The organism is Mangrovivirga cuniculi (assembly GCF_005166025.1).
Classification (GTDB): Bacteria; Bacteroidota; Bacteroidia; order Cytophagales; family Cyclobacteriaceae; genus Mangrovivirga; species Mangrovivirga cuniculi.
Map to the genome: position 1 here is coordinate 3,962,761 of NZ_CP028923.1, position 20,991 is coordinate 3,983,751.

Consider the following 20,991-nt stretch of genomic DNA (forward strand, 5'->3'; position numbering starts at 1 on the left):
TCCCCAAAAACAACAGCTTAAAGTATAAAAATTCACTCTTATACTTTTAAGCTATTTCTCAGCATTTTTTTTTAGAATGACAGCTTTTAAATTTGATCATATGGTTAAATAGAAATCAGTTACTGAAGCATACTTCTATAAATGAAAAATCAAATCATATACCGCAAAAACTTCTTCTTGACATAAGCCTCTGTGCCTTCCCATTTGATCCTTGCCCAGACATCCTGCTCATCGATAATTTCGACCTGGGGACCGGGTGAAACTGTTTTAATTAGGTCAGCGACAGACGATGGACCATCCGTTGTTAAAGTTTTCTTTTCAAAGATTATCCCTTTTTTATTTGGGGTAAGAAAGTTTACCTGGAGAACGAGGAATGCTAAAAACACAAAGAAAAATATCGACGAGGCGATTGGGAATGATTTGTTTTTCTTTCTTTCAACCCTTTCTAATACAGTTAACAGGAAAACAATCGCCAGATTTACAATTAATTTATAATTCTTATATCGCTGATAAAGTGAGGCCGGAGCAAAGTCAGAATAGAATGTACATTATACCCTTTAGATTTAATCTCATTAGCTAATTTAATTAAATATACCCTTAGGATATTATTTCAAACTACTAAACTAATAAGCCTCATTGAAAATCAGCCTTTTGGAGGTATAAAGGATATGTAGTATTTTTCAGAAAGCACTTAAAAACAAAAAGTAATCCTCGATGACAATAATTAACAAGATAAAATGGGTCATAGCTGTCTTATTAGTTTTCTTAATTGTTTTAATGACTAATCTGGTCGATAAAGAGAATTTTAACAGGCTGAAAAATTCGGTTACTACAATATATGAAGACAGAGTGGTAGCCAGCGATCTTATATTTGATATAACTTTATTGATTCAAGAAAAGGAAATTGCTCTAGCCACTTCAGATACAGCATTTTTCAAATCGAAAAATCGTAAAATAAATGAAGACATTAAGGACTTTATCAATAAATTCGAACAAACTAAGCTTACCACTGAAGAGCAGGAAACTTTCAATAACCTGAAGACTGAACTTAAAAAGTTATATAGTCTTGAAGAAAAGTATGCTGACTCCAATTTTGATAATGATATTAACCTTTTTAAAACAATAGATGACATTGTGCACGATTTGCATGATTTATCAAAAATTCAACTTAAAGAGGGCAGAAGGCAAATACTTTTAAGCAAAGAAGCCATGAAAACCATAAATTTATTTACACAAGTTGAAATAATAATTCTTATAATCCTGGCTATACTGATACAAATCATCATTTTATATAAACCAAAAGAAGATTAATTCTGGAATATAAAATTTTGGATAAGAGCAATTTTTATTTGGTCTCTATAATTAAAACCAAAGCAATATTTTAAGGTGATAAGATTAAAAGGGCAAATTACGTTGACTTCAAATCCGATAAATAAAAACTGTTAAGTACTTACAATAACATTACTCAACGATAATAAAAATGATTTCAGTCATTTTCTTTTAGCTTAGGATACTAATGTGATCAAATCATATATCTCAATGACTTCTTCTTTATATACGCTTCAGTACCATCCCATTTAATCTTTGCCCAGACATCCTGCTCATCGATGATTTCGACCTGGTGACCCGGGGATACAGTTTTAATTAGGTCAGCCCCGGCTGATGGACCATCCATAATAAATGTCTTCTCCTCAAAGATTATCCCTTTCTTATTTGGGGTAAGAAAGTTTACCTGGAGAACGAGGAATGCTAAAAACACAAAGAAAAATATCGACGAGGCGATTGGGAATGATTTGTTTTTCTTTCTTTCAACCCTTACTAATACAGTTAACAGGAGTACAATCGCCAGATTTACAATTAAAATATAAATCTTATATCGCTGATAAAATGAGGCCAGAGCAGAGTCAGAATCCACACTATACCCTTTATAATCATTTTCATCAGCTATTTTAGCCATGTGTTCCCTGATGACATTATTCCTGGTCTTATCATAAGCCACACCCAACAGATAAAGTGTTTCGGGGTATTCCTGAAGTGCTTCTTTGATATAAGCCATCTTCAGCATCATCGAATTTGAATATTTTTTTTCTTCCAAATAAAGTTTCTCATAAAGGTTATAAGCTTCTGTATATTCACCCTGAACAAACAGAGTGTCAGCTTTTTGCAAAACTTTATTTGGAGGCATTTCACTACCCTCCTCCTGAGCCATTACCAGGAAGGTCGAAAAAAATAATAAAATTATAATTCTTAAGTGTGGCATTTTACCTCTGAGTGGTTATTTTTGCATCGCAATTAAGGGAAACAACTGTATTAAAACAAGCTTGAAACCCTTAATTTACGTTAAAAAAACGACGATTCCGTAGCTCAGTTGGTAGAGCATCTCCCTTTTAAGGAGAGGGTCCTGGGTTCGAGCCCCAGCGGGATCACAAAGAGTAAAGCCTGGTCATTTTTGATCAGGTTTTTTTGTTTTAAGCCTATAGAATTATAGCCCAAAGGATTAAAATTAAGTCCTAACAACTAAATACCTCTTATATTAAATTTAAAAGACTATAAATGGTCTTGAATTCAACTATGGATTTTCAAATATATGAGAATCTATTTTTTTTAAATGAGGCACTGGTAATATTTATTTTTCAAGAGATAATTATTCAAACAATTAGAATAATCACTCCCTTAAAAAAATATTGAACAACCAGTAATAATGGCACTACTATATATATCAACTCAAATAATTCTCTCTTTTAAAAAAATCTAAATTTTAATTAGCTAAAAATGAATTAATCTTTTAACACTAAGCTTACCATAATTATAACAACCATAGATTTTGCCCAACACAAATTCTAAACTATCAATTAACCACATAATCAAAGACTATTTTTTGTGAATTTTTTAAAATAATATTTTGATTAAAAAAAATATCTATATAAATTGGTTGACCAATCGCTGGTAAACTAGATGATATGAAAAAAGAATTATTAAATAACTTCAGTGAAATAGTCATAGAAAAACCTGTTGATAAAATCATTCAACAGATTAAAGAACTTATCTCTACGGGTCAGCTAAAACCTGGTGACAGATTACCATCTGAAAGAATGCTGTGTGATAGATTTGGCGTTGGACGAACATATGTAAGAGATGCTATCAGGAAATTAGAGTTTTATGGAATTTTAAAAACCTTGCCACAAAGCGGAACTGTTGTAGCGGGCTTTGGTATAACTGCGTTAGAGGGCTTGATTACAGATGTACTCCAATTAGAAGGAAATGATTTTCATGCCCTTGTTGAAACACGAGTTATACTTGAAGTTAACTCGGCAAAATACGCAGCAATTCGAAGAAACAGGGATGATATCGTTGCAATGCATAATGCATTAAATGAGTATGAAAAAGCTGTTAAAGACGGCGTCGATTCAGTGGAATATGACTTAATGTTCCATCTCAAAATAGCGGAAGCAAGTAAAAACTCAGTATTAAAATCATTAATGCTAATCGTTACTCCTGACATTCTCACATATTTTCAAAAAAATAATATCTGTGAAGGTGATCGACCACTTCTTGCATTAGAGGAGCACAAAATAATATTAAACCATATAGAAAATCAAGAACCTGAAAATGCAAGCCTGGCAATGCGGGCTCATCTTGATGATTTAATGAATTATTCAAACAAACAAAATAAACTTAAAACCAATGATAATGAAGAGTAATACAGAAACAACGATGGATTAGCACAAGGCTAATCCATGGAAGTTAGATTGGCATCAAAATACTTCAATCGCGAAACTGAACAGTATTTCAAGCCATTCAATTATTACAAATATAATAATCTTATTTCTCTTTTTGAGAAATACACTTCCCGTTTTTTCTTTTTGTCAGCATTATCATAATACCCTTAAAACCATGAAAAACTATTTACTGCGCTTTGCACAGTCTAAAACCTGTCTGCTGACACTTCTTTTTAGCATGTGCATTTTATCAGTTTTTGGCCAAAACAAAAATGTTAGTGGTCAAATTCTATCAGACGAAGATGGTTATCCTTTACCAGGAGTTACTGTTCTTATCAAAGATTCTAAAAAAGGTACAGTCACAGATGCAAATGGAAACTTTACAATTTCGGCAGCACCGGACGATGTGTTAGTTTGTACATTTATTGGGTTCGAAAAAACTGAAGTCCCGATTGCTAATCGAACAACAGTTAACATTAGAATGACTCCAGACATAACCCAAATGGAAGAAATAGTCGTAGTCGGTTATGGAACACAAAAGAAAAGCCATTTAACTGGAGCTATATCGAAAGTAGAGAACGAAAATCTGGATCAAATGCCCGTATCCAGAGTAGATGAAGCTTTAGTTGGACAAGTATCTGGGGTAAATATACGTTCAACCGAAGGAGAAGCAGGATCTTCCCCTACTATCCGAATAAGAGGAACAGGATCTATTACGGGAAGTTCTGCCCCAGCTATTGTAGTTGACGGACTGGTCGTAGACAATGATTTCTTAGCAAATCTGGATATGAATACTGTTGAATCTTTTGAGGTATTAAAAGATGCAGCATCCTCAGCAATATATGGATCAAGAGGTGCAAATGGCGTTATATTAATTACCACTAAACAAGGAAAGGCAGGGAAAACCAAATTTAGCTATAATGGATATTACGGTGTAAAAGAAGCATACCAAAGTGATGCATACTATTTCTCAGTAGCTGAAACAGCTAAGGCTGAATTAGCTGCTAATGGGGAATTATCCAGTCGAACACTTTACAAACAATTAATAGGTATCGATAGAGATTGGCAGGATGTAATTTTTGATGGAGGCACCATACAAAACCATTCAATCAGTGCTCGTGGTGGGAACGACAGAACAAAATTCAGTGTCTCACTAAGTTATTTACATGATGAAGGTGTTCTATTAACTGATGACTTTAAGCGATACAACCTAAGATTAAAAATAGATACTGATATAAATGATAAGTTATCTTTCGGAGCTTCAATAACACCGTCATATTCGGATCGAAGAAGATTTGACGGCTCGACTCATGATATTTTACGTCAAACACCATGGTTACCAGTTTATCACGATGAGAACACAATTCAGTTTGTTGATAGAAACACATATCCTGATGTCCAAATTGGCGATTATGCACTCCAACGACACTTTGACAATTATGATTTGTATGGTGACGGTAGTGAACTTGTTGACATTAGTAACACTTCTAATACTAATCCTGCAGCTAAAGTTCTGGAAAGAGATAGAAATGATTACAAATTCAAAACATTTGGTAACATCTACCTACAATATGAAATAATTGATGGTTTAAAATTCAAAACTGTTTTCTCAGGTGATTATCAAATCACAAAACGCGACCGATGGCAAGGCGTTTTATCCAATAGAAACGGAGCTGCAGCTGCACAATATGATGTTTCTAACCTAGATCGAATACATCTTGTTACAGAAAATTATTTTACCTATGAAAAAACTATTGGAGCTCATGATATAAATGCTGTTGCCGGATTTTCAGCCGAATCATATGATACTCGAATAGAAAGTATAACGGGTACCGGATATGATTCAGACTTGATAAAAACAATTTCAGCTGCAACTCAAATTGCAGGTGCTGAATCAAGTTCATTCGAAAATAACTTCATGTCTTTTTATGGTCGAGTAAACTATTCTTACCTGGATAAATTCTTAGCTTCAATTAGCATAAGAAGAGATGGAAGCTCTGTATTTGGACCTGAAAATAAATTTGGCAATTTCCCTGCTTTCTCGGTTGGCTGGAGACTATCTGAAGAACCATTTATGGCTACATCAAAAGTCGTAGATGAGCTAAAACTACGTGCTAGTTATGGTTTTACGGGTAATAATAGACTCAATACAGGGAACGACCTGGTTGATAACTATCCATATTTACCACTACTGGAGGCTAACACCGCTGTAGTTAATAATTCTATTGTAGGGGCTTTTAACGCATTAAACATTGCTAACCCGGAATTACAATGGGAAAGATCTCGAGAATTTAACCCGGCAATTGATTATGTATTATTTGATGGTACTTTATCTGGCTCTATTGATTATTATGTTAGAACGAGTGATCAGTTATTACTTTTCAATCCGATTTCAAGCACAACGGGATTTAATAATGCTCTTGTAAATCTTGGTGAAGTTAAAAATAGTGGGGTTGAAGTCGAATTCAGAACCAGGAATATTAACAAAGAGGATTTTAAATGGTCAACTACACTTTTATTCTCAAAAAACGAAAATGAATTAGTTGATTTTGCTGAGTCCAATGGTCAGATCCAAAATGTTGATTCTAAAAGAGCTGCAGAATGGATAAACCTTGAAGGACATCCAATTTCTTCATTTTATGGATGGGTTGTTGATCGAGACATCCCATTAGAATATATTAATAATCCATATCACCCGGTAGGTGGTGAAGCTCAGGATGTCTATGTAAAAGATTTAAATGGGGATGGTTTAATCGATGATGATGATAAGACTATAATTGGTAATCCGTATCCTGATTTGATTTGGAGTGTTACAAACTCATTTACATTTAAAAATTTCGACCTCACCTTCTTATTCCAGGGTAGCCATGGTGCCGAAATCAGAAACATGGGCGATCAATACCTGTTTAATCACTTTAACAGTTCACAAGATTTTGATCCGGCTATTACACCTGATCAGGGATTTATCAAACAAAAAATCTTCACAAATGACATTGTTCAGGATGCTTCTTATGTAGCATTAAGAAACCTAAACATAGGATATAACTTCTCAAGCTCCACACTTTCTAAAATGGGGTTGACTTCATTGAGAATATATGCTGCAGGTCAAAACCTCCTTTACTTTACAGCAAATGACTACACCGGCTTTAATCCTGAGTCCATTTACACCACCAGTTCAACAACATATGGATACCAACGAGCTGGTTCTCCGATATTCAGAACAATTTCTCTAGGTTTAAACCTTGAATTTTAAGAATAAATATCATGAAAAATTATATATATATATACTTGTCAATATGCATGCTATTAATGGCATGTGGGGATGATTATCTCGAACCAATACCTACTGCCGCTGTAACAAGCGCCGGATACTTCAATAATGATAAAGAATTAGAAACTGGGGTATTAGCTATGTATGACGGCATTCAGGGCATAAATAGCACTTCTACTAATGATAATCACGGTATACAAACCGAGTTTTATATCACAGAGATGAGAAGTGATAATACAAGAACCAAATCAAGTGAGGGTGAACCTGCCCAGTTTGAGCAATTCAATATCGAATCGACTAATGGGATAGTTCTTGATTATTACCGAAGCTTTTATAACGTAATATATCGAGCCAACACGGTTTTGGAAAATCTAGATGCTGCAGAATCTGAGGAATCAGCAAATCGATTTGAGGGTGAAGCACGTTTTGTAAGAGCCTATTCATATTTTAATCTGGTAAGATTGTTCGGAGATGTACCCTTAGTTGACAGGGTTATAGGACCATTAGAAACTGATATAGCATTTACCAGAGTTGCAACAAATGAAGTATATGAATTGATAATTTCTGATCTTCAGTTTGCTGCAAATAATCTGGATAACACTTATAAGAATAGGGCTTCTCAAGCAGCTGCACAAGCCTTACTGGCTAAGGTATACTTAACACTCGGTACAAATTATGTTGAGGCACAACAACTATGCGAGGCAATAATCAATAGTTCTCAATATTCACTGGAGCCTAATTTCAAAGACATTTATTATAACGAATCTAATAGTGAAGTAATCTTCGCCATAGGCTATGTTCCCGACAACACGAATGACAGTCAAAACTTCTCTTCTGAATGGCTAAATGCTGTTGGGCGAACTAGCGGCGTTAATTATTTAACCTATGATATGAAAGATGCCCTTGATAACATGGGTGGTGAAAGAACAATTTATTCATATCGACAGGATCAAAGACAACCAACTCAATATCAGGTAGTTAAATATCTTCCAAACGGAGATGAGAGCCTGGGTATAGAACCTACTTCCAGTGATCCGACATTAGCAGGAAACGATTGGATAATAATAAGATATGCTGATGTTCTTTTGATGCATGTGGAAGCAATAATGGCAGGTAATTCTGACACGAATTCTTCTGCCGGTCTTAATTCTTTTCAATTAATCAGAAACCGTGCCGGTCTTACAGATCCTGTAGGCTTAATAACAAAAGAAGACTTGCTAAATGAACGTAGAGTTGAACTTGCCTTTGAAAATCACAGATGGTTTGATCTGATTCGATTCAATGCTGCCCAACAAGTGTTATCGGATTTTGCGGATGCCAATGGCTACACTTTTAATTCCACAGATCTTCTTCTTCCAATTCCACAAGCGGAAATTGGGTTAAGCAATGGACAATTAGAACAGAATCCAGGATACTAACAATCACTAAAAACCGAATCAAAATGAAACCAATATATAAAATTCAAACTTGGAATATACTTAGAATTTCAACAGCGGTTATTATTGTACTCTTATCTTCATGTGACCTGACGTTCGAACTTCCTGAAGAAGGGTCTATTCCTGACAAGACACCACCGAAAGCTAATTTCAGTGCTGCCCAAAATGAAGTTGATTTTTTGCTCTATTATTTTTCAAATGAGTCAATTAGTGCTACCGATTATCAATGGGATTTTGGTGATGGTAATACTTCAACTGACAAAGATGGAATCAACACTTTTCCAGCTGAAGGCACCTACACAGTTACTTTGACAGTTTCTGATAAGCTTGGTGTTTCTGATACTTATAGTATGGATATTGAGGTTATAGAACCTGAAGCCCCTCCAGCTATTATACCAGTAATTCTGGAAGCTGGTTTTGAAGATGGAACATTACCAGATGGCACAGGAGACGGTAGAGATTCCTGGAGAAATGACTTTGGAGGGGTGATTCAAATCACAAGCAGCCCGGTTCATGAAGGATCTCAAGCATCAAAATATCCCTCAGCTGGTGATCGCATCGCTTATCAGGAAATGGCTGTAACTCCAAATACAGACTATATCTTAACTTATTATTATACTCTTAAAACGGATGCTCCAGGCTCGATAACCGTTTCAGTTTTAGCTAATGGTATTACTGACCTTTCAGAAGTGCCTGAAGCCACTTTAGCTTCCTTTGAAGGAACTGATCAAACTGATGCCGATACATACACAAGAGTAGATCTTCCATTTAATTCTGGTGCTAATAATAAAATAGCATTATTGGTTACAAATCAAGATGTAGAAGCTAGACTAGATTCATTTTCAATAAGCTTATTAGAATAATATGAGATATTTAATTGCTATTTTATTAATAACATGTGCTAGCTGTGTTTCCTGCCAAACTTCGCAGGAAACACCTACACCTGTTGTCATCGAAAAACCTTCAACCAATTATAAGCTCCCTGACATTGATTTGAGTAACTGGAAAGTTACCTTACCCATTGGAAGGCCTACTGAGGTAAAACCTCCCGAAATTCTAGACTATGCAACCAATGAAACTTTAAAGCCTTTCATGTACAATGACTCCACTGATGGATCACTAGTTTTTTATACATATCCGGGAGCAACGACTACTAACACCTCATATTCTCGAACAGAACTTAGAGAACAGATGGAGCCAGGAAGCAATTCGGTCAACTGGACATTTAAACAAGGTGGAAGAATGAGAGGTACTCTATCCGTACCTGAAATTTCAACTAATTCAGATGGCAAAAAAGACCGGACAATTATTATGCAGATACATGGTCGTCTTACTAATGAACAAAGAGATTTAATTGGAGAAGATGACAATAATGCCCCGCCTATTTTAAAAATTTATTGGGCAAATGACAAAATCAGGGTCAAGTCTAAAGTCCTGAAAAATACCGAAGCAACATATGAGGAATTACTTCATACCTCAGCCTGGGGGATGACGAAGGTGTCTACTTTGATGAAGTGGTCGGTGATGAAAAATTCACCCTTGAAATTGTCGCATCAGAAGGAAGAATGGAAGTCACATTGAATGATAGTCAGACACTTATTTATGAAGGTATTCATATGGAAAAATGGGGTGTGTTTGAAAATTATTTTAAGGCCGGAAACTACCTTGCATCCATTGAAGAAGGTGCTTATGCCAAGGTGAAATATTATTCTCTCGAAGTATCACACTAATTTTTAAAAGCAAGCTCTTCATGGTATCTAAATTTATTATAGCAATATTTTTTGTAATTGGACTTTGTGATCTTTCAGCTCAAAATCACCCATCTATTTATTTAACCACAGATGGTGTGACTGAGATTAGAAAAGGGTTGGATAATGCACCAATGTTTGATTCTATATTAAACAAAACCATTGATGAAATTGAATTTGAAGTGACTAATGGTGTCGATGTTCCTGTACCCGTTGACCTCGCTGGGGATATACTCACGAACGTCATAAATCAAATTTCTTTGTACTTCAAAAAGCAGGGCTTCTGTTTCAGATAACTGGAGACATAAAGTATGCTGAATTTATTAAAAACACGCTTTATAAGTATAGTGAGTTGTACCCAAAATTGTCTTTACATCCGGCTAAAAGATCATATGCCAGAGGTAAATTATTCTGGCAGTGTTTAAACGATGCAAACTGGCTGGTTTACACAAGTCAGGCCTATGATTGTATCTATGAATGGCTCTCAAGAGAAGATAGGGCATTTCTAAATAAAGAGTTGTTTCGACCTATGGCTGATTTTCTATCAATCGAAAACCCGCAATTCTTTAACCGAATACACAATCATAGTACGTGGGGAAATGCTGCCGTAGGCATGATCGGATTAGTAATGGAAGATGAGGATCTAATTGAAAGAGCTCTCTATGGATTAAAAAACTTAAAATCAAATAAAATAAGCGAGGATAATGATGGTGGAACAATATATTCAGAAAATCAAAGGGCTGGGTTTCTTGCTCAAATAGATGAAGCCTTTTCTCCTGACGGATATTATACTGAAGGCCCTTATTATCAGCGATATGCTATGTATCCGTTCTTGATTTTTGCTCAAGCTTTATCTAATACATCAGATTTAAAAATATTTGAATATAGAGATGGAGTACTATTAAAGGCTGTTTATGCGCTTATAAACCTTACTAATGGTAGTGGAGAGTTTTTCCCAATAAACGATGCGCAAAAAGGGATGTCTTTCCATGCCCATTCTGTGGTTGCTGCTGTGGATATGGCGTATTATCAAAGTAAAGACCCTTCCCTGTTATCGATAGCTAAGGAACAAAATACAGTCACATTAGATATAAATGGATTCACAGTAGCCAGAGATATCGATAATAACAAATATGAACCTTATATCAAGCCTAGCATTATGTTGACGGATGGCCCTAATGGTAATAGCGGTGCAATCGGGATTCTTAGAAGCTATAATAATGAAGAAGAAACTTCTTTATTAATGAAATATGGCAAGCATGGAATGGGACATGGCCACTTTGATAAGTTATCTTTCTGTTACTATGTAGGCCGGGAAGAAGTTATTCAGGATTATGGAGCCGCTAGATGGGTAAATATTAAACAAAAAGATGGCGGTGGATACCTAAATGAAAACAAATCGTGGGCAAAACAAACAATTGCACACAATACCGTCACAATAGATGAAAAAAGCCAGTTTAAGGCTTCTGTAAAAACAGCCGATTTATTTTCACCGGATTCTTTTTTCTTTAGTTCCGATAATCAGAAAGTTCAGGTCATGAGTGCTGTTGACGAAAACAGCTATCCCGGCACCAGGTTACATCGAACAATGATTTTATTAAATGATTCAGTTTTTTCAAAACCACTTTTAATAGACCTATTTAACGTACAGTCAGATACAGCTCATAAAGTAGACTTACCATTCTACTATCTAGGTCAGTTACTAGAAGTAAATTTTCAATTGTCAGATCAAAAATCACAAATATTAGGTGATGATTATGGATTTCAGCATCTAAGAGTAGAAGCAAAAGGAAAATCTCCCGAAAATAATTCAGCACAATTAAGCTGGATTAAAAGTAACAAGATATACACACTTACTTCTTATTCTGATCCAGATGATGAATTACTTCTCACTCAAATCGGTGCGCATGACTCGCTATTTAATCTAAGAAGAGATCCGGGATTTATGATTAGAAGAAATAATAGTAAAAACACATCATTTGTAAATACCCTTGAAAGTCATGGCAATTATTCACCGGTAAACGAACGACCTGTTAATGCTTATGGTAAGGTAGATAACATTACCATCATACAAAACACACAAGATTACATCGCAACTACAATTCAACTAATAGATAATAGCCGATGGCTTATTGCAATTTCACTAAAGGATAACAATAAAAGCATAACACATAAAATAGATTACCGGAACGAAAAAATAAGTTGGCAAGGTCCGGTGTTGGTAAAGAAATTTTCAAAGTAAATAGAAGAAGATGAAAAATAGCAAAGAATTTTTATTTGGGAAAGAGATTGAATGGGAGGAAATGGCTCCCGGAGTTAAAAGGCAGATTTTAGGTTATGATGATAAAATTTTAATGGCCAGGGTAATATTTGAAAAAGGTGGAGTGGGCAGTCTGCATAAACATCATCATAGTCAGGCTACCTATGTAGTTAGTGGGAAATTCGAATTACAGGTAGAAAACGAAAAAAAAATACTATCCGAAGGTGATGGGTTCTACATCCCTCCGAATGCAATGCATGGGGCTGTTTGCCTTGAAGAAGGAGAACTAATCGATGTATTTAGCCCGATAAGGGAGGACTTTTTCACTAATTAGATATGAAAATTAAAGGATTACGATGGTGGATTATAGGGTTAATTTGTCTGGCTACTATAATAAACTATATAGACCGAACGGCATTGAGTATTATGTGGCCGAGTATTTCTAAGGATCTCGACATGGGTAAAAATCAATATGCATTGATCCTCAATATTTTCATGATTGCTTATGCTATAGGACAAACCGTATCAGGTAAAATATTTGATGCTATTGGAACAAGGTTGGGTTTTGTTTTTTCAATAGGTGTTTGGGGAATAGCCACTATTCTCCATTCGCTTGCTCGGGGTATTGTTAGCTTTTCTTTTTTCAGAGTTTTATTGGGAATTGGTGAAGCTGGCAATTGGCCCGGTGCTGTAAAAAGTAATGCAGAATGGTTTCCGGTTAAAGAAAGGGCTATAGCCCAGGGTATTTTTAATACTGGTGCTGCTCTGGGGTCTGTAATTGCTCCTCCCTTGATTGCATTATTATGGGCTGCATTTGGTTGGGAAATAACGTTTGTTGTAGTAGGAGCTATAGGCTTGATATGGATCATACCTTGGTTGATTATTAATAAAAAAGTACCAAAAAAGCATCCATGGATTACCGAAGAAGAAAAAGCATACATTTTAAGTGGAAGACAATCTGAAACTGAAGAGGATAATAAAAAGGGGTTATCAATTAGAAAGATACTTTCCTATAAGGAGTCATGGTCGGTTCTTATTTCTCGATTCTTTATTGAGCCAATCTGGTGGCTATTTGTTGGCTGGATGCCAATATACCTCGCAGAAACTTATGGTTTTAATGTAAAGGAAATTGGTTTTTTTGCATGGGTACCCTATGTAGGAGCCGCTTTAGGTTCATTATCCGGAGGATATTTTGCAGGAAAATTGATGCAAAAAGGAGCTACTGTTGATGCTGCCAGAAAACGTACAATTTTAATTGGTGGCGCAATCATGTTTTTTGGATTGATTACTACTATTCTGTTTGCAGATACTCCATTGAAATTTGTATTAATTGTGGCTGCAGTTTTATTCGGTTTCCAATTTGTAATCAGCAATATACAAACAATCCCAAGTGACCTGTTTAGCGGTAAATCAGTAGGATCTTTAGCCGGCTTAGGTGGCACTATTGGTGTCTTTTCAGTTATAATCATGAATTTTTTAGTACCGGTAATATCAAAAATATCATACATACCAATTTTTATTATGATAGCCGTATTTGTGCCTTTGGGTGTAATATCCATTTATATACTGGCACCAAAGATTAAACCATTGGATTAAATCAAAACAAACTTTAGAAATTAAAATAATAGAAAAATGATGTTAGAAAACAAAGTAGCAATCGTAACAGGAGGCGCACGTGATATTGGAAAAGCAGTCTCAAAGAAATTAGCAGCTGAGGGCGCTAAAGTAGTGATAAACTACTTTAACAATGAAGACCAGGCTGAAGAAACACTTAGCGAAATCTTAAAAGATGGAGGTGTAGCAACCATTGTACAGGGCGATATGACTAAAAAAGCCGATGTGGATGTAGTTGTACAACATGCTCAGGACACTTATGGACATGATATCGACATCCTTGTTAATGTAGCCGGTGGTTTGGTATCCAGAAAAACTTTAGATGAAATGGATGAGAACTTCTTTAACACCGTCATTCAATTGAATTTGAATTCAGTCTTTCTAGTGACACAGGCTGTGGTACCTTTTATGCCAAAAGGAAGTTCAATTGTTAACTTCTCATCACAAGCAGCGAGAGATGGTGGAGGCCCAGGAGCTTCAGCTTATGCTACTGCCAAAGGTGCAGTAATGACTTTCACAAGATCATTGGCTAAAGAATTAGGGCCAAGAAACATAAGGGTCAATGCATTATGTCCAGGAATGATTGCAACAACTTTCCACGATGTATTTACTAAAGATGCGGTAAGAGAAAAAGTAGCTAATGGCACTCCACTAAGAAGAGAAGGAGAAGCTGAAGAAGTAGCTAATCTTGTTGCTTGCCTGGCATCTTACGAAACATCATTTGTTACTGGCGCAAACCTTGATATCAACGGAGGACTGGCATTTTCTTAATTATGAATAGATCAATTATTTGTTACCTGATTTTTTTGACATTCATTTTCTCATGTGAAAATATTCCTGAGAAAAATGAACAAATAGTTACTAATCAAGCTGAGTTGGCTGAGGTTATAAATGTTCTCAAACCTGGTGATGTCATCGTTTTAGCAAAAGGGACCTGGAAGGATCTGGAGTTGAATATTAAAGGATTCGGAACTTCTGATAATCCCATAATAGTTAAAGGAGAGGTCCCTGGAGAAGTTTTTATCGAAGGAAAATCATTCCTGAAGCTTGGCGGTGAATATATCATTGTTAGGGACTTAATATACCGGAATGGATATACTCCAGTTAACTCAGTTATCGATTTCAAAATTGATAAAGACCAGGTAGCAAATAATTGTAGAGTTACTAATTGCGTGATTCTAAATTATAATCAATTACAACGTAACCTCTCTGATCATTGGGTTGAATTTAGTGGTAGAAACAACAGACTTGATCATTGTTATCTATCGGGAAAAACAAACGATGGTCCAACCATTAGAATTAGATTAGCTGGTAATCAAAACATATTAAATCACCATAAAATTGACAATAATCATTTTGGCCCTAGGCCCAGAAAGGGTGGACCTCATGGTGAAACAATCCAGATCGGGAGCAGTAGCACTTCTATGTCTCCATCATATACAAGTGTATCAAATAATCTTTTTGAACGATGCAATGGCGAAGTAGAGGTAATCTCCAATAAGGCGAATTTTAATGAGTTTAGAAATAATATTTTCAACAAGTGTGAAGGTTCTCTGGTAATGCGTCATGGAAACTACTGCCGAATCGATGGAAATATGTTCATTGGAGATACTATTTCAAATGTTTATGGAGGTATTCGTATTGTAAATACTGGGCATTGGGTTACAAACAATTATTTTTACCAGTTGAAGGGTAATGATTTTCGGGCCCCATTATCTGTTATGAATGGAATTCCGAAATCTCCCTTAAACCGATACAATCAGGTAACAGATCTTACAGTAGCGTACAATTCCTGGGTAGAATGTGAAAACCCAATGCAATTTGGTGTCGGAGTCAATCTCGATCAAAAAGAGGTTTTGCCAGCTTCAGAAATCCGCTCGGCAAGACCTATAAGAACTGTCGTCGCAAATAACTTGGTTTATAATGAAAACGGGACATCCCCTGTTATCGCTTATGATCAAATTGATGGTGTTTCATTCTTTAAAAATTTCATCAATAAGTTATCAGATGATACTTTGAATATTAAGGGATTTAATGAAGAAAAAATAATCAAGACCCAGTTAGAAAATGAGGTTTATAATATTCAAACCAAAAATGAATTCAAGCCTTACCAGGGTTTTGATTTTAACTCTATAGAAAAGGACTTATTTGGAAATCCCAGAAATAAAACCACATACTTAGGTGCAATAGCACCATCAGCAAAACCAAAAAGTCTTCTTTCAGATTCACTGTATGGTCCATCATGGTTTAGTATCAATGAAAATATTGAACATCAAACATTTCAGGCTTCCCAAAGTAAATTATTAAAGACTCTTCAAAAAGCTAAAAACGGAGATGTAATTGAGCTTACAGATTCTATTTATGTGATTCTCAACCCCTTGAAAATCAATAAACAAGTCACCTTAAAACCCGTAGGAAATTTAAAACATGTAACTATCAAGTATAATGGAACACCTAATACACCATTATTCGAATTGTTACCCTATGGAAATCTAAAATTAAAGAATATTCATTTAGTCGGGAATAAAGAATTATTAGCTTTTTCTCCAAAAGAGAAAGCAATGTCAGGGCATTATAACCTATCTGTTAATGAAAGTAAGATTTCGAATTTCAAATATGTATTAAAAGGGTATAAAAATTCATTTGCAGACAGTATTAATTTCACAGAAACCATTATCATTGATTGTAAAAATGGCATTGAGCTATCTGCTGAAAAAGATAATACCGGAGATTATAACGCTGAATTTGTTACAATTATAGCCTCCGAATTTATAAATGTTAAAAAGATGTTATCAATTACTACCGTGGCGGATATGATGAGTCTACTATCGGTGGAAACCTAACAATAGAGAATTCAATCTTTAAAAATTGTGGTGGTGAACAACCCAATAAAATATTAATCAACACCCATGGGATTATCAACGTAATGTTGAGAGGCAATAGTTTTGAGTCTAACCCTGTTGAATTAGTTGCATTATTGTGGGGTTCTAAAAACAACCATCACAGTGCAAATAAATTAATCAACTCAGGTGAAATTAAGGTTGTACAAAACCTTAAGCAGTCTTTAATGTATTGACTTTAAGCTAGCAGTTAAAGTATCACCAATAATCATCTTATAGTTTAAAAATTGTTTTCATTACGTATGAATAAAATTGTCACCTTTGGAGAAATTATGATGCGTCTGGGCACTCCCGGAAATACCAGGTTTGAACAAAGTAATAGTTTCGATGCAACTTTTGGTGGTGGAGAAGCAAATGTATCAGTATCCTTATCACATTTCGGATTGGAAAGTATGCACATTACAAGGTTTCCTGATAACGCTATCGGTCATGCTGCGACAAATTTTCTCAGGTCGAATAAAGTAGATGTTAGTGGAATCCAATACGGAGGTGAAAGAATAGGACTATATTTTCTTGAAACAGGAGGTAGCGTCAGACCAAGTAAAATAATTTATGATCGTAAAAATTCAGCCTTCGATGAAATCCAACCAGGAACGATTGATTGGGATAGTATTCTGGATGGTGCAACCTGGTTTCACTGGACCGGTATTTCTCCTGCAATTTCAAAAGGAGCCGCCGTATGTTGTAAAGAAGCAATTGACGCTGCTCATCAAAAGGGCATAACAGTTTCCGGAGATTTGAATTATAGGAAAAACCTCTGGCGATACGGTAAAACACCTCAAGAAGTTATGCCAGACTTAATATCTAAATGTGATTTACTAATTGCCAGTCCATGGGATGCAGAAAATATAATGGGTATAACGACCGATAACCCTGACAATGAAAAAGAAGAAATTTTGGTCTACTCGAAAATAATGAAACAATTTCCTAAAGTGAAAAAAATCATAAATACCAAACGAACAACAATTAGTTCAAACCATAATCTACTAATAGGTCAATTATTTGATGGTAAAAACATCATTAAATCAAAACAATATGAAATCAACCCAATTGTCGATCGAATTGGCGGCGGAGACGCATTTGTTTCGGGTTATATATATGGAAATTTAATACTAAAAAATAATCAGGAAGCAATTGAATTTGCAGTTGCCGCCTCCGTCTTAAAGCATACCATTGAAGGCGATGTAAATATCACAAATGTCGAAGAAGTTAATAATCTTATTAAAGGAAACACAGGTAAATTAATCAGGTAGTCAATCACTATGGCAAGATACAATAGAATTGAAGTTATCGAACAAATGAAAGTCACTGGCATAGTACCGGTATTTCATCATCATGATATTAATATATGTAAAAAGGTAATTGACGCATGCTATAAAGGAGGCATCAGAGTCTTCGAATTCACAAATCGTGGTGAAGGCGCATTTCGAATATATGATGAGTTAAACCAGTATATTAGTAAAAACCTTCCAGATTTAATTTTGGGCATCGGATCCATTATTGATGCTCCAACTGCTGCATTGTATCTTTCAGCTGGTGCAAACTTTATCGTTTCTCCAATTTTTAATCCTGAAATTGCTAAAATATGTAACAGACAAAAAATTGCCTGGGTCCCTGGGTGTGGGTCTCTTACGGAAATCAACAATGCTGAAGAAATGGGTGCTGACCTGATTAAAATATTCCCGGCTCGACAAGTTGGTGGTCCGGAATTTATTAAAGCCGTAAAAGGCCCTTGTCCATGGACTAATATAATGCCAACCGGCGGAGTCAACCCCAATGAATCTGATTTAAAAGATTGGTTTTCAGCAGGAGCACACTGTGTAGGTATGGGTTCAAAATTGATTACAAGTGATATTATTAATAATAGTAATTATGATGATCTGACACACAGTGTTCGAATTATTATTGATAATATAAAATTGTTAACGCAATAAGTTATTCTTTGGCTACTATTTGAATCTCTGTAATGGTAATACGCTTAGCATCAAGGAATTTTATTTGATTTCCCTTCAATCATTTATTAGCATCTCAGCTCAATAAAATCGTATCTTTACTATGAATAAGCTAGGGGAAAAAGCAAATTTTCTCAAATCTCTAAATAAATGGAACAATCCATACAAAATGGGAATGCTGCAGCTCTGGTAAACTAATTTACTATAGATTTTTTTTCAAGTTACCTGATATGGAACCAGTAACTTCGCATTTCGGTGTTGTAAAAGTCCATGAGAAAATGCTTGCTAATGGTCTTGGTATTAAACCAAGTACTGATGAAGTAATCATATCTTGTAATTTTGCTGTTGAGCCAGGAACTGTTGAAATGTCCAGTAAACAAGGAAAGGTATACACAAAAGCACAATACCTGACTCTATGGAAGAAAATATATAGAGGATGGAAAATCTACAGAGATGTAGTATATGTCTTTCCTGCTGAATAGTTAAATCCTTAAGAATGACCTATTTATTATTCAGGTCATTCATATTATGAATTTCTTTTATATTCCCTGCGCTCTCTACGATCTTCACGGCGTTCTCTTCCATCTTCTACAGACTCAACCTTATCCTCTGCCAGTTCTTTCTTTGTGGCTGCAATATCCGCTTCCATGGTTTGAGAAAACTCTTCAATTAAACGAACTAGTCTTTTTGACTTCTCCTTCAGGAAATTAACAGCGTTGAAATCTATATTTTCAATTTCCTCTAATATACTCTTTTGACGAGCAGTTCTGGCTTTTTGGATTTCAAGATCAGAGCGATCACCGCGTTTATCCCGCTTGTCATTTCTCTTGTCTCTCTTATCATCTCTATAATCTCTTCCTTCACCAATATATCCATCCCCATTGGTAATGTCACGGGCAGATCGATTAACCTCTCTTCGAGATGAATTTAATTCAGACCTACTTTGAGTAAGTTCTTTTTTATCTTGAAATATTTTATGCTCGCTCTGTTCAATCTCACGACGCATGTCATCAATTAAATTATTTTTGATACCCTTTGCCAGAACCAAATTGCTGGCTGCTATTGATCCCTTTAATTTTTTTATCCTAAGGTTAAAATCATTTAATTCTGAAATATCACGTTGAAGTTGAGCACGACTAACCTTAATGCCCTTATGGTTATCAACAGCTTCTTTAGTATTTACAACAACTTGAGCATTCATACTTGTTGAAATATAAACTTGAAAAAATGCGAGTAAAATAAAAAATCTATTCATGGTACGTTTATAATTGTTTTTTCCTTTGATATAGTTTGAGATAAAAGGTTTAATTCAAAAAAAATAAATTCAGTTATGTGTTTTATTGATTGTTTAAATAATATGGTAGCTATCGATATTTAAGTGCTTATAGATAACCTTATTAGGATGATCACCCATTCAATTTTATGGAAGAGTAAATATAAAGTATACTTACCAATCATTAAATAGATTACCAATTTCAACAAGAATACAAGCAATAATGAGTAATCAAAAAAGTCATTTTGAAGTTGTTTAAATAATATAATTGAATATATACTATCAAATCGTTTTTCATCTTAGTTAAAAAACTAAATAACAGGTGAATTGACTATCTTATTTATATAAAGGCTTTTTTTGAGTAGATGTAAGTTTTGATCAAAGGCCAACTAGCAAAACATCTTTCAATTTGATATCATTACAGATATTAAATATTTTGATTATGCGACCAGCTATTACTATTGAGACTTTCATCGGAAAGCTAGATACTATCCAATTTCAGGCTAACCAGGTTTTAAAAAGCAGAGCACTTCCCGAAGCTATTAATGCTTACTCCAGGTATTCGAAAAATCTTAAGGAATCAATCCTAGAACACGTCAAGGATGAAGAGATAATAGAAATTGCTAACAATATTCCTGAGTTTACTTATGAACCCGCTGAAATTAAAGCATGGCATTATATTGTCTTCCCTGTGGCAATGACAAAGAGTTTAAAAAACAAAAGTCGTTTGAGACAATGCCTGGCAATGATCACTGACGGACGAAATAAATATTCAAAAATTGAATTTTTGATCAGGGGCGAATATTAAAAATAAATTC

At 35.0% G+C, this 20,991-nt stretch carries 20 protein-coding genes and 1 tRNA gene; 18 read left to right on the top strand and 3 right to left on the bottom strand.

The genetic code is table 11. The annotated features are described in order from the left end of the window. Window positions 1–149: 149 nt before the first annotated feature. The gene (locus DCC35_RS17370; protein WP_137091996.1) at window positions 150–386 is read right to left on the bottom strand and encodes an SH3 domain-containing protein; all 237 of its coding nucleotides are present in this window, start codon (window positions 384–386) and stop codon (window positions 150–152) included. A gap of 328 nt (window positions 387–714) precedes the next feature. Here DCC35_RS17370 and DCC35_RS17375 point away from each other — a divergent pair, with 328 nt between their 5' ends. Beyond that, a complete protein-coding gene (locus tag DCC35_RS17375) occupies window positions 715–1,311 on the top strand; it encodes an MCP four helix bundle domain-containing protein (protein ID WP_137091997.1) in 597 nt (198 codons plus the stop codon). Between the two features lie 211 nt (window positions 1,312–1,522). Here the strand turns inward: DCC35_RS17375 and DCC35_RS17380 are convergent, their stop codons facing one another. Further along, on the bottom strand, window positions 1,523–2,260 hold the full coding sequence (locus DCC35_RS17380; RefSeq protein WP_137091998.1) for an SH3 domain-containing protein: 738 nt from the start codon (window positions 2,258–2,260) through the stop codon (window positions 1,523–1,525). A 93-nt stretch (window positions 2,261–2,353) separates the two neighbouring features. On the opposite strand from DCC35_RS17380, the gene DCC35_RS17385 reads away from it, so the two are divergent. The 16 genes from DCC35_RS17385 (at window position 2,354) to DCC35_RS17455 (ending at window position 19,382) form a co-directional block, all read left to right on the top strand. Beyond that, a tRNA-Lys gene (locus DCC35_RS17385) sits at window positions 2,354–2,426 on the top strand. A 534-nt stretch (window positions 2,427–2,960) separates the two neighbouring features. Continuing rightward, window positions 2,961–3,701 (top strand): FadR/GntR family transcriptional regulator, encoded by a 741-nt coding sequence (locus DCC35_RS17390; protein ID WP_137091999.1) that lies wholly within the window; start codon window positions 2,961–2,963, stop codon window positions 3,699–3,701. A 193-nt stretch (window positions 3,702–3,894) separates the two neighbouring features. Next, window positions 3,895–6,972 carry a SusC/RagA family TonB-linked outer membrane protein gene (locus tag DCC35_RS17395; RefSeq protein ID WP_137092000.1) on the top strand — a complete coding sequence of 1,026 codons (3,078 nt, stop codon included), beginning with the start codon at window positions 3,895–3,897 and terminating at the stop codon, window positions 6,970–6,972. Window positions 6,973–6,983: 11 nt separating this feature from the next. Further along, window positions 6,984–8,408, top strand: a complete 1,425-nt coding sequence (locus DCC35_RS17400; RefSeq protein WP_137092001.1) for a RagB/SusD family nutrient uptake outer membrane protein — start codon at window positions 6,984–6,986, stop codon at window positions 8,406–8,408. A 23-nt stretch (window positions 8,409–8,431) separates the two neighbouring features. Next, window positions 8,432–9,289, top strand: coding sequence for a PKD domain-containing protein (locus tag DCC35_RS17405; protein ID WP_137092002.1), 858 nt, complete (start codon window positions 8,432–8,434; stop codon window positions 9,287–9,289). A 1-nt stretch (window position 9,290) separates the two neighbouring features. After that, entirely contained in the window at window positions 9,291–10,007 is a 717-nt protein-coding gene (locus DCC35_RS17410; RefSeq protein WP_217495877.1) for a polysaccharide lyase family 7 protein, read from the top strand. After that, window positions 9,941–10,156 carry a polysaccharide lyase family 7 protein gene (locus DCC35_RS21620; protein ID WP_217495878.1) on the top strand — a complete coding sequence of 72 codons (216 nt, stop codon included), beginning with the start codon at window positions 9,941–9,943 and terminating at the stop codon, window positions 10,154–10,156. Before DCC35_RS17410 ends, DCC35_RS21620 begins: the two co-directional genes overlap by 67 nt. Window positions 10,157–10,176: 20 nt before the next feature. Further along, window positions 10,177–10,470 carry a hypothetical protein gene (locus DCC35_RS17415; RefSeq protein WP_137092003.1) on the top strand — a complete coding sequence of 98 codons (294 nt, stop codon included), beginning with the start codon at window positions 10,177–10,179 and terminating at the stop codon, window positions 10,468–10,470. Window positions 10,471–10,496: 26 nt separating this feature from the next. After that, window positions 10,497–12,416 (top strand): heparinase II/III domain-containing protein, encoded by a 1,920-nt coding sequence (locus tag DCC35_RS17420; RefSeq protein WP_246070260.1) that lies wholly within the window; start codon window positions 10,497–10,499, stop codon window positions 12,414–12,416. 10 nt (window positions 12,417–12,426) lie between these two features. Beyond that, on the top strand, window positions 12,427–12,768 hold the full coding sequence (locus DCC35_RS17425; protein WP_137092005.1) for a cupin domain-containing protein: 342 nt from the start codon (window positions 12,427–12,429) through the stop codon (window positions 12,766–12,768). Window positions 12,769–12,770: 2 nt separating this feature from the next. Next, complete coding sequence (locus tag DCC35_RS17430; RefSeq protein WP_137092006.1) at window positions 12,771–14,030, top strand: MFS transporter; 1,260 nt, start codon at window positions 12,771–12,773, stop codon at window positions 14,028–14,030. Between the two features lie 36 nt (window positions 14,031–14,066). Beyond that, window positions 14,067–14,819 carry an SDR family NAD(P)-dependent oxidoreductase gene (locus DCC35_RS17435; RefSeq protein WP_137092007.1) on the top strand — a complete coding sequence of 251 codons (753 nt, stop codon included), beginning with the start codon at window positions 14,067–14,069 and terminating at the stop codon, window positions 14,817–14,819. 2 nt (window positions 14,820–14,821) lie between these two features. Further along, on the top strand, window positions 14,822–16,891 hold the full coding sequence (locus tag DCC35_RS17440) for a chondroitinase-B domain-containing protein (RefSeq protein ID WP_217495880.1): 2,070 nt from the start codon (window positions 14,822–14,824) through the stop codon (window positions 16,889–16,891). Between the two features lie 299 nt (window positions 16,892–17,190). Beyond that, on the top strand, window positions 17,191–18,201 hold the full coding sequence (locus DCC35_RS17445) for a sugar kinase (RefSeq protein ID WP_137092008.1): 1,011 nt from the start codon (window positions 17,191–17,193) through the stop codon (window positions 18,199–18,201). Window positions 18,202–18,210: 9 nt separating this feature from the next. Then, entirely contained in the window at window positions 18,211–18,882 is a 672-nt protein-coding gene (locus tag DCC35_RS17450) for a bifunctional 4-hydroxy-2-oxoglutarate aldolase/2-dehydro-3-deoxy-phosphogluconate aldolase (protein WP_137092009.1), read from the top strand. Between the two features lie 248 nt (window positions 18,883–19,130). After that, the gene (locus DCC35_RS17455; RefSeq protein ID WP_137092010.1) at window positions 19,131–19,382 is read left to right on the top strand and encodes a hypothetical protein; all 252 of its coding nucleotides are present in this window, start codon (window positions 19,131–19,133) and stop codon (window positions 19,380–19,382) included. A gap of 44 nt (window positions 19,383–19,426) precedes the next feature. Here the strand turns inward: DCC35_RS17455 and DCC35_RS17460 are convergent, their stop codons facing one another. Beyond that, a complete protein-coding gene (locus DCC35_RS17460) occupies window positions 19,427–20,155 on the bottom strand; it encodes a hypothetical protein (RefSeq protein WP_137092011.1) in 729 nt (242 codons plus the stop codon). Between the two features lie 460 nt (window positions 20,156–20,615). Here DCC35_RS17460 and DCC35_RS17465 point away from each other — a divergent pair, with 460 nt between their 5' ends. Next, window positions 20,616–20,981, top strand: coding sequence for a hypothetical protein (locus tag DCC35_RS17465; protein ID WP_137092012.1), 366 nt, complete (start codon window positions 20,616–20,618; stop codon window positions 20,979–20,981). The last annotated feature ends 10 nt before the right edge of the window (window positions 20,982–20,991 follow it).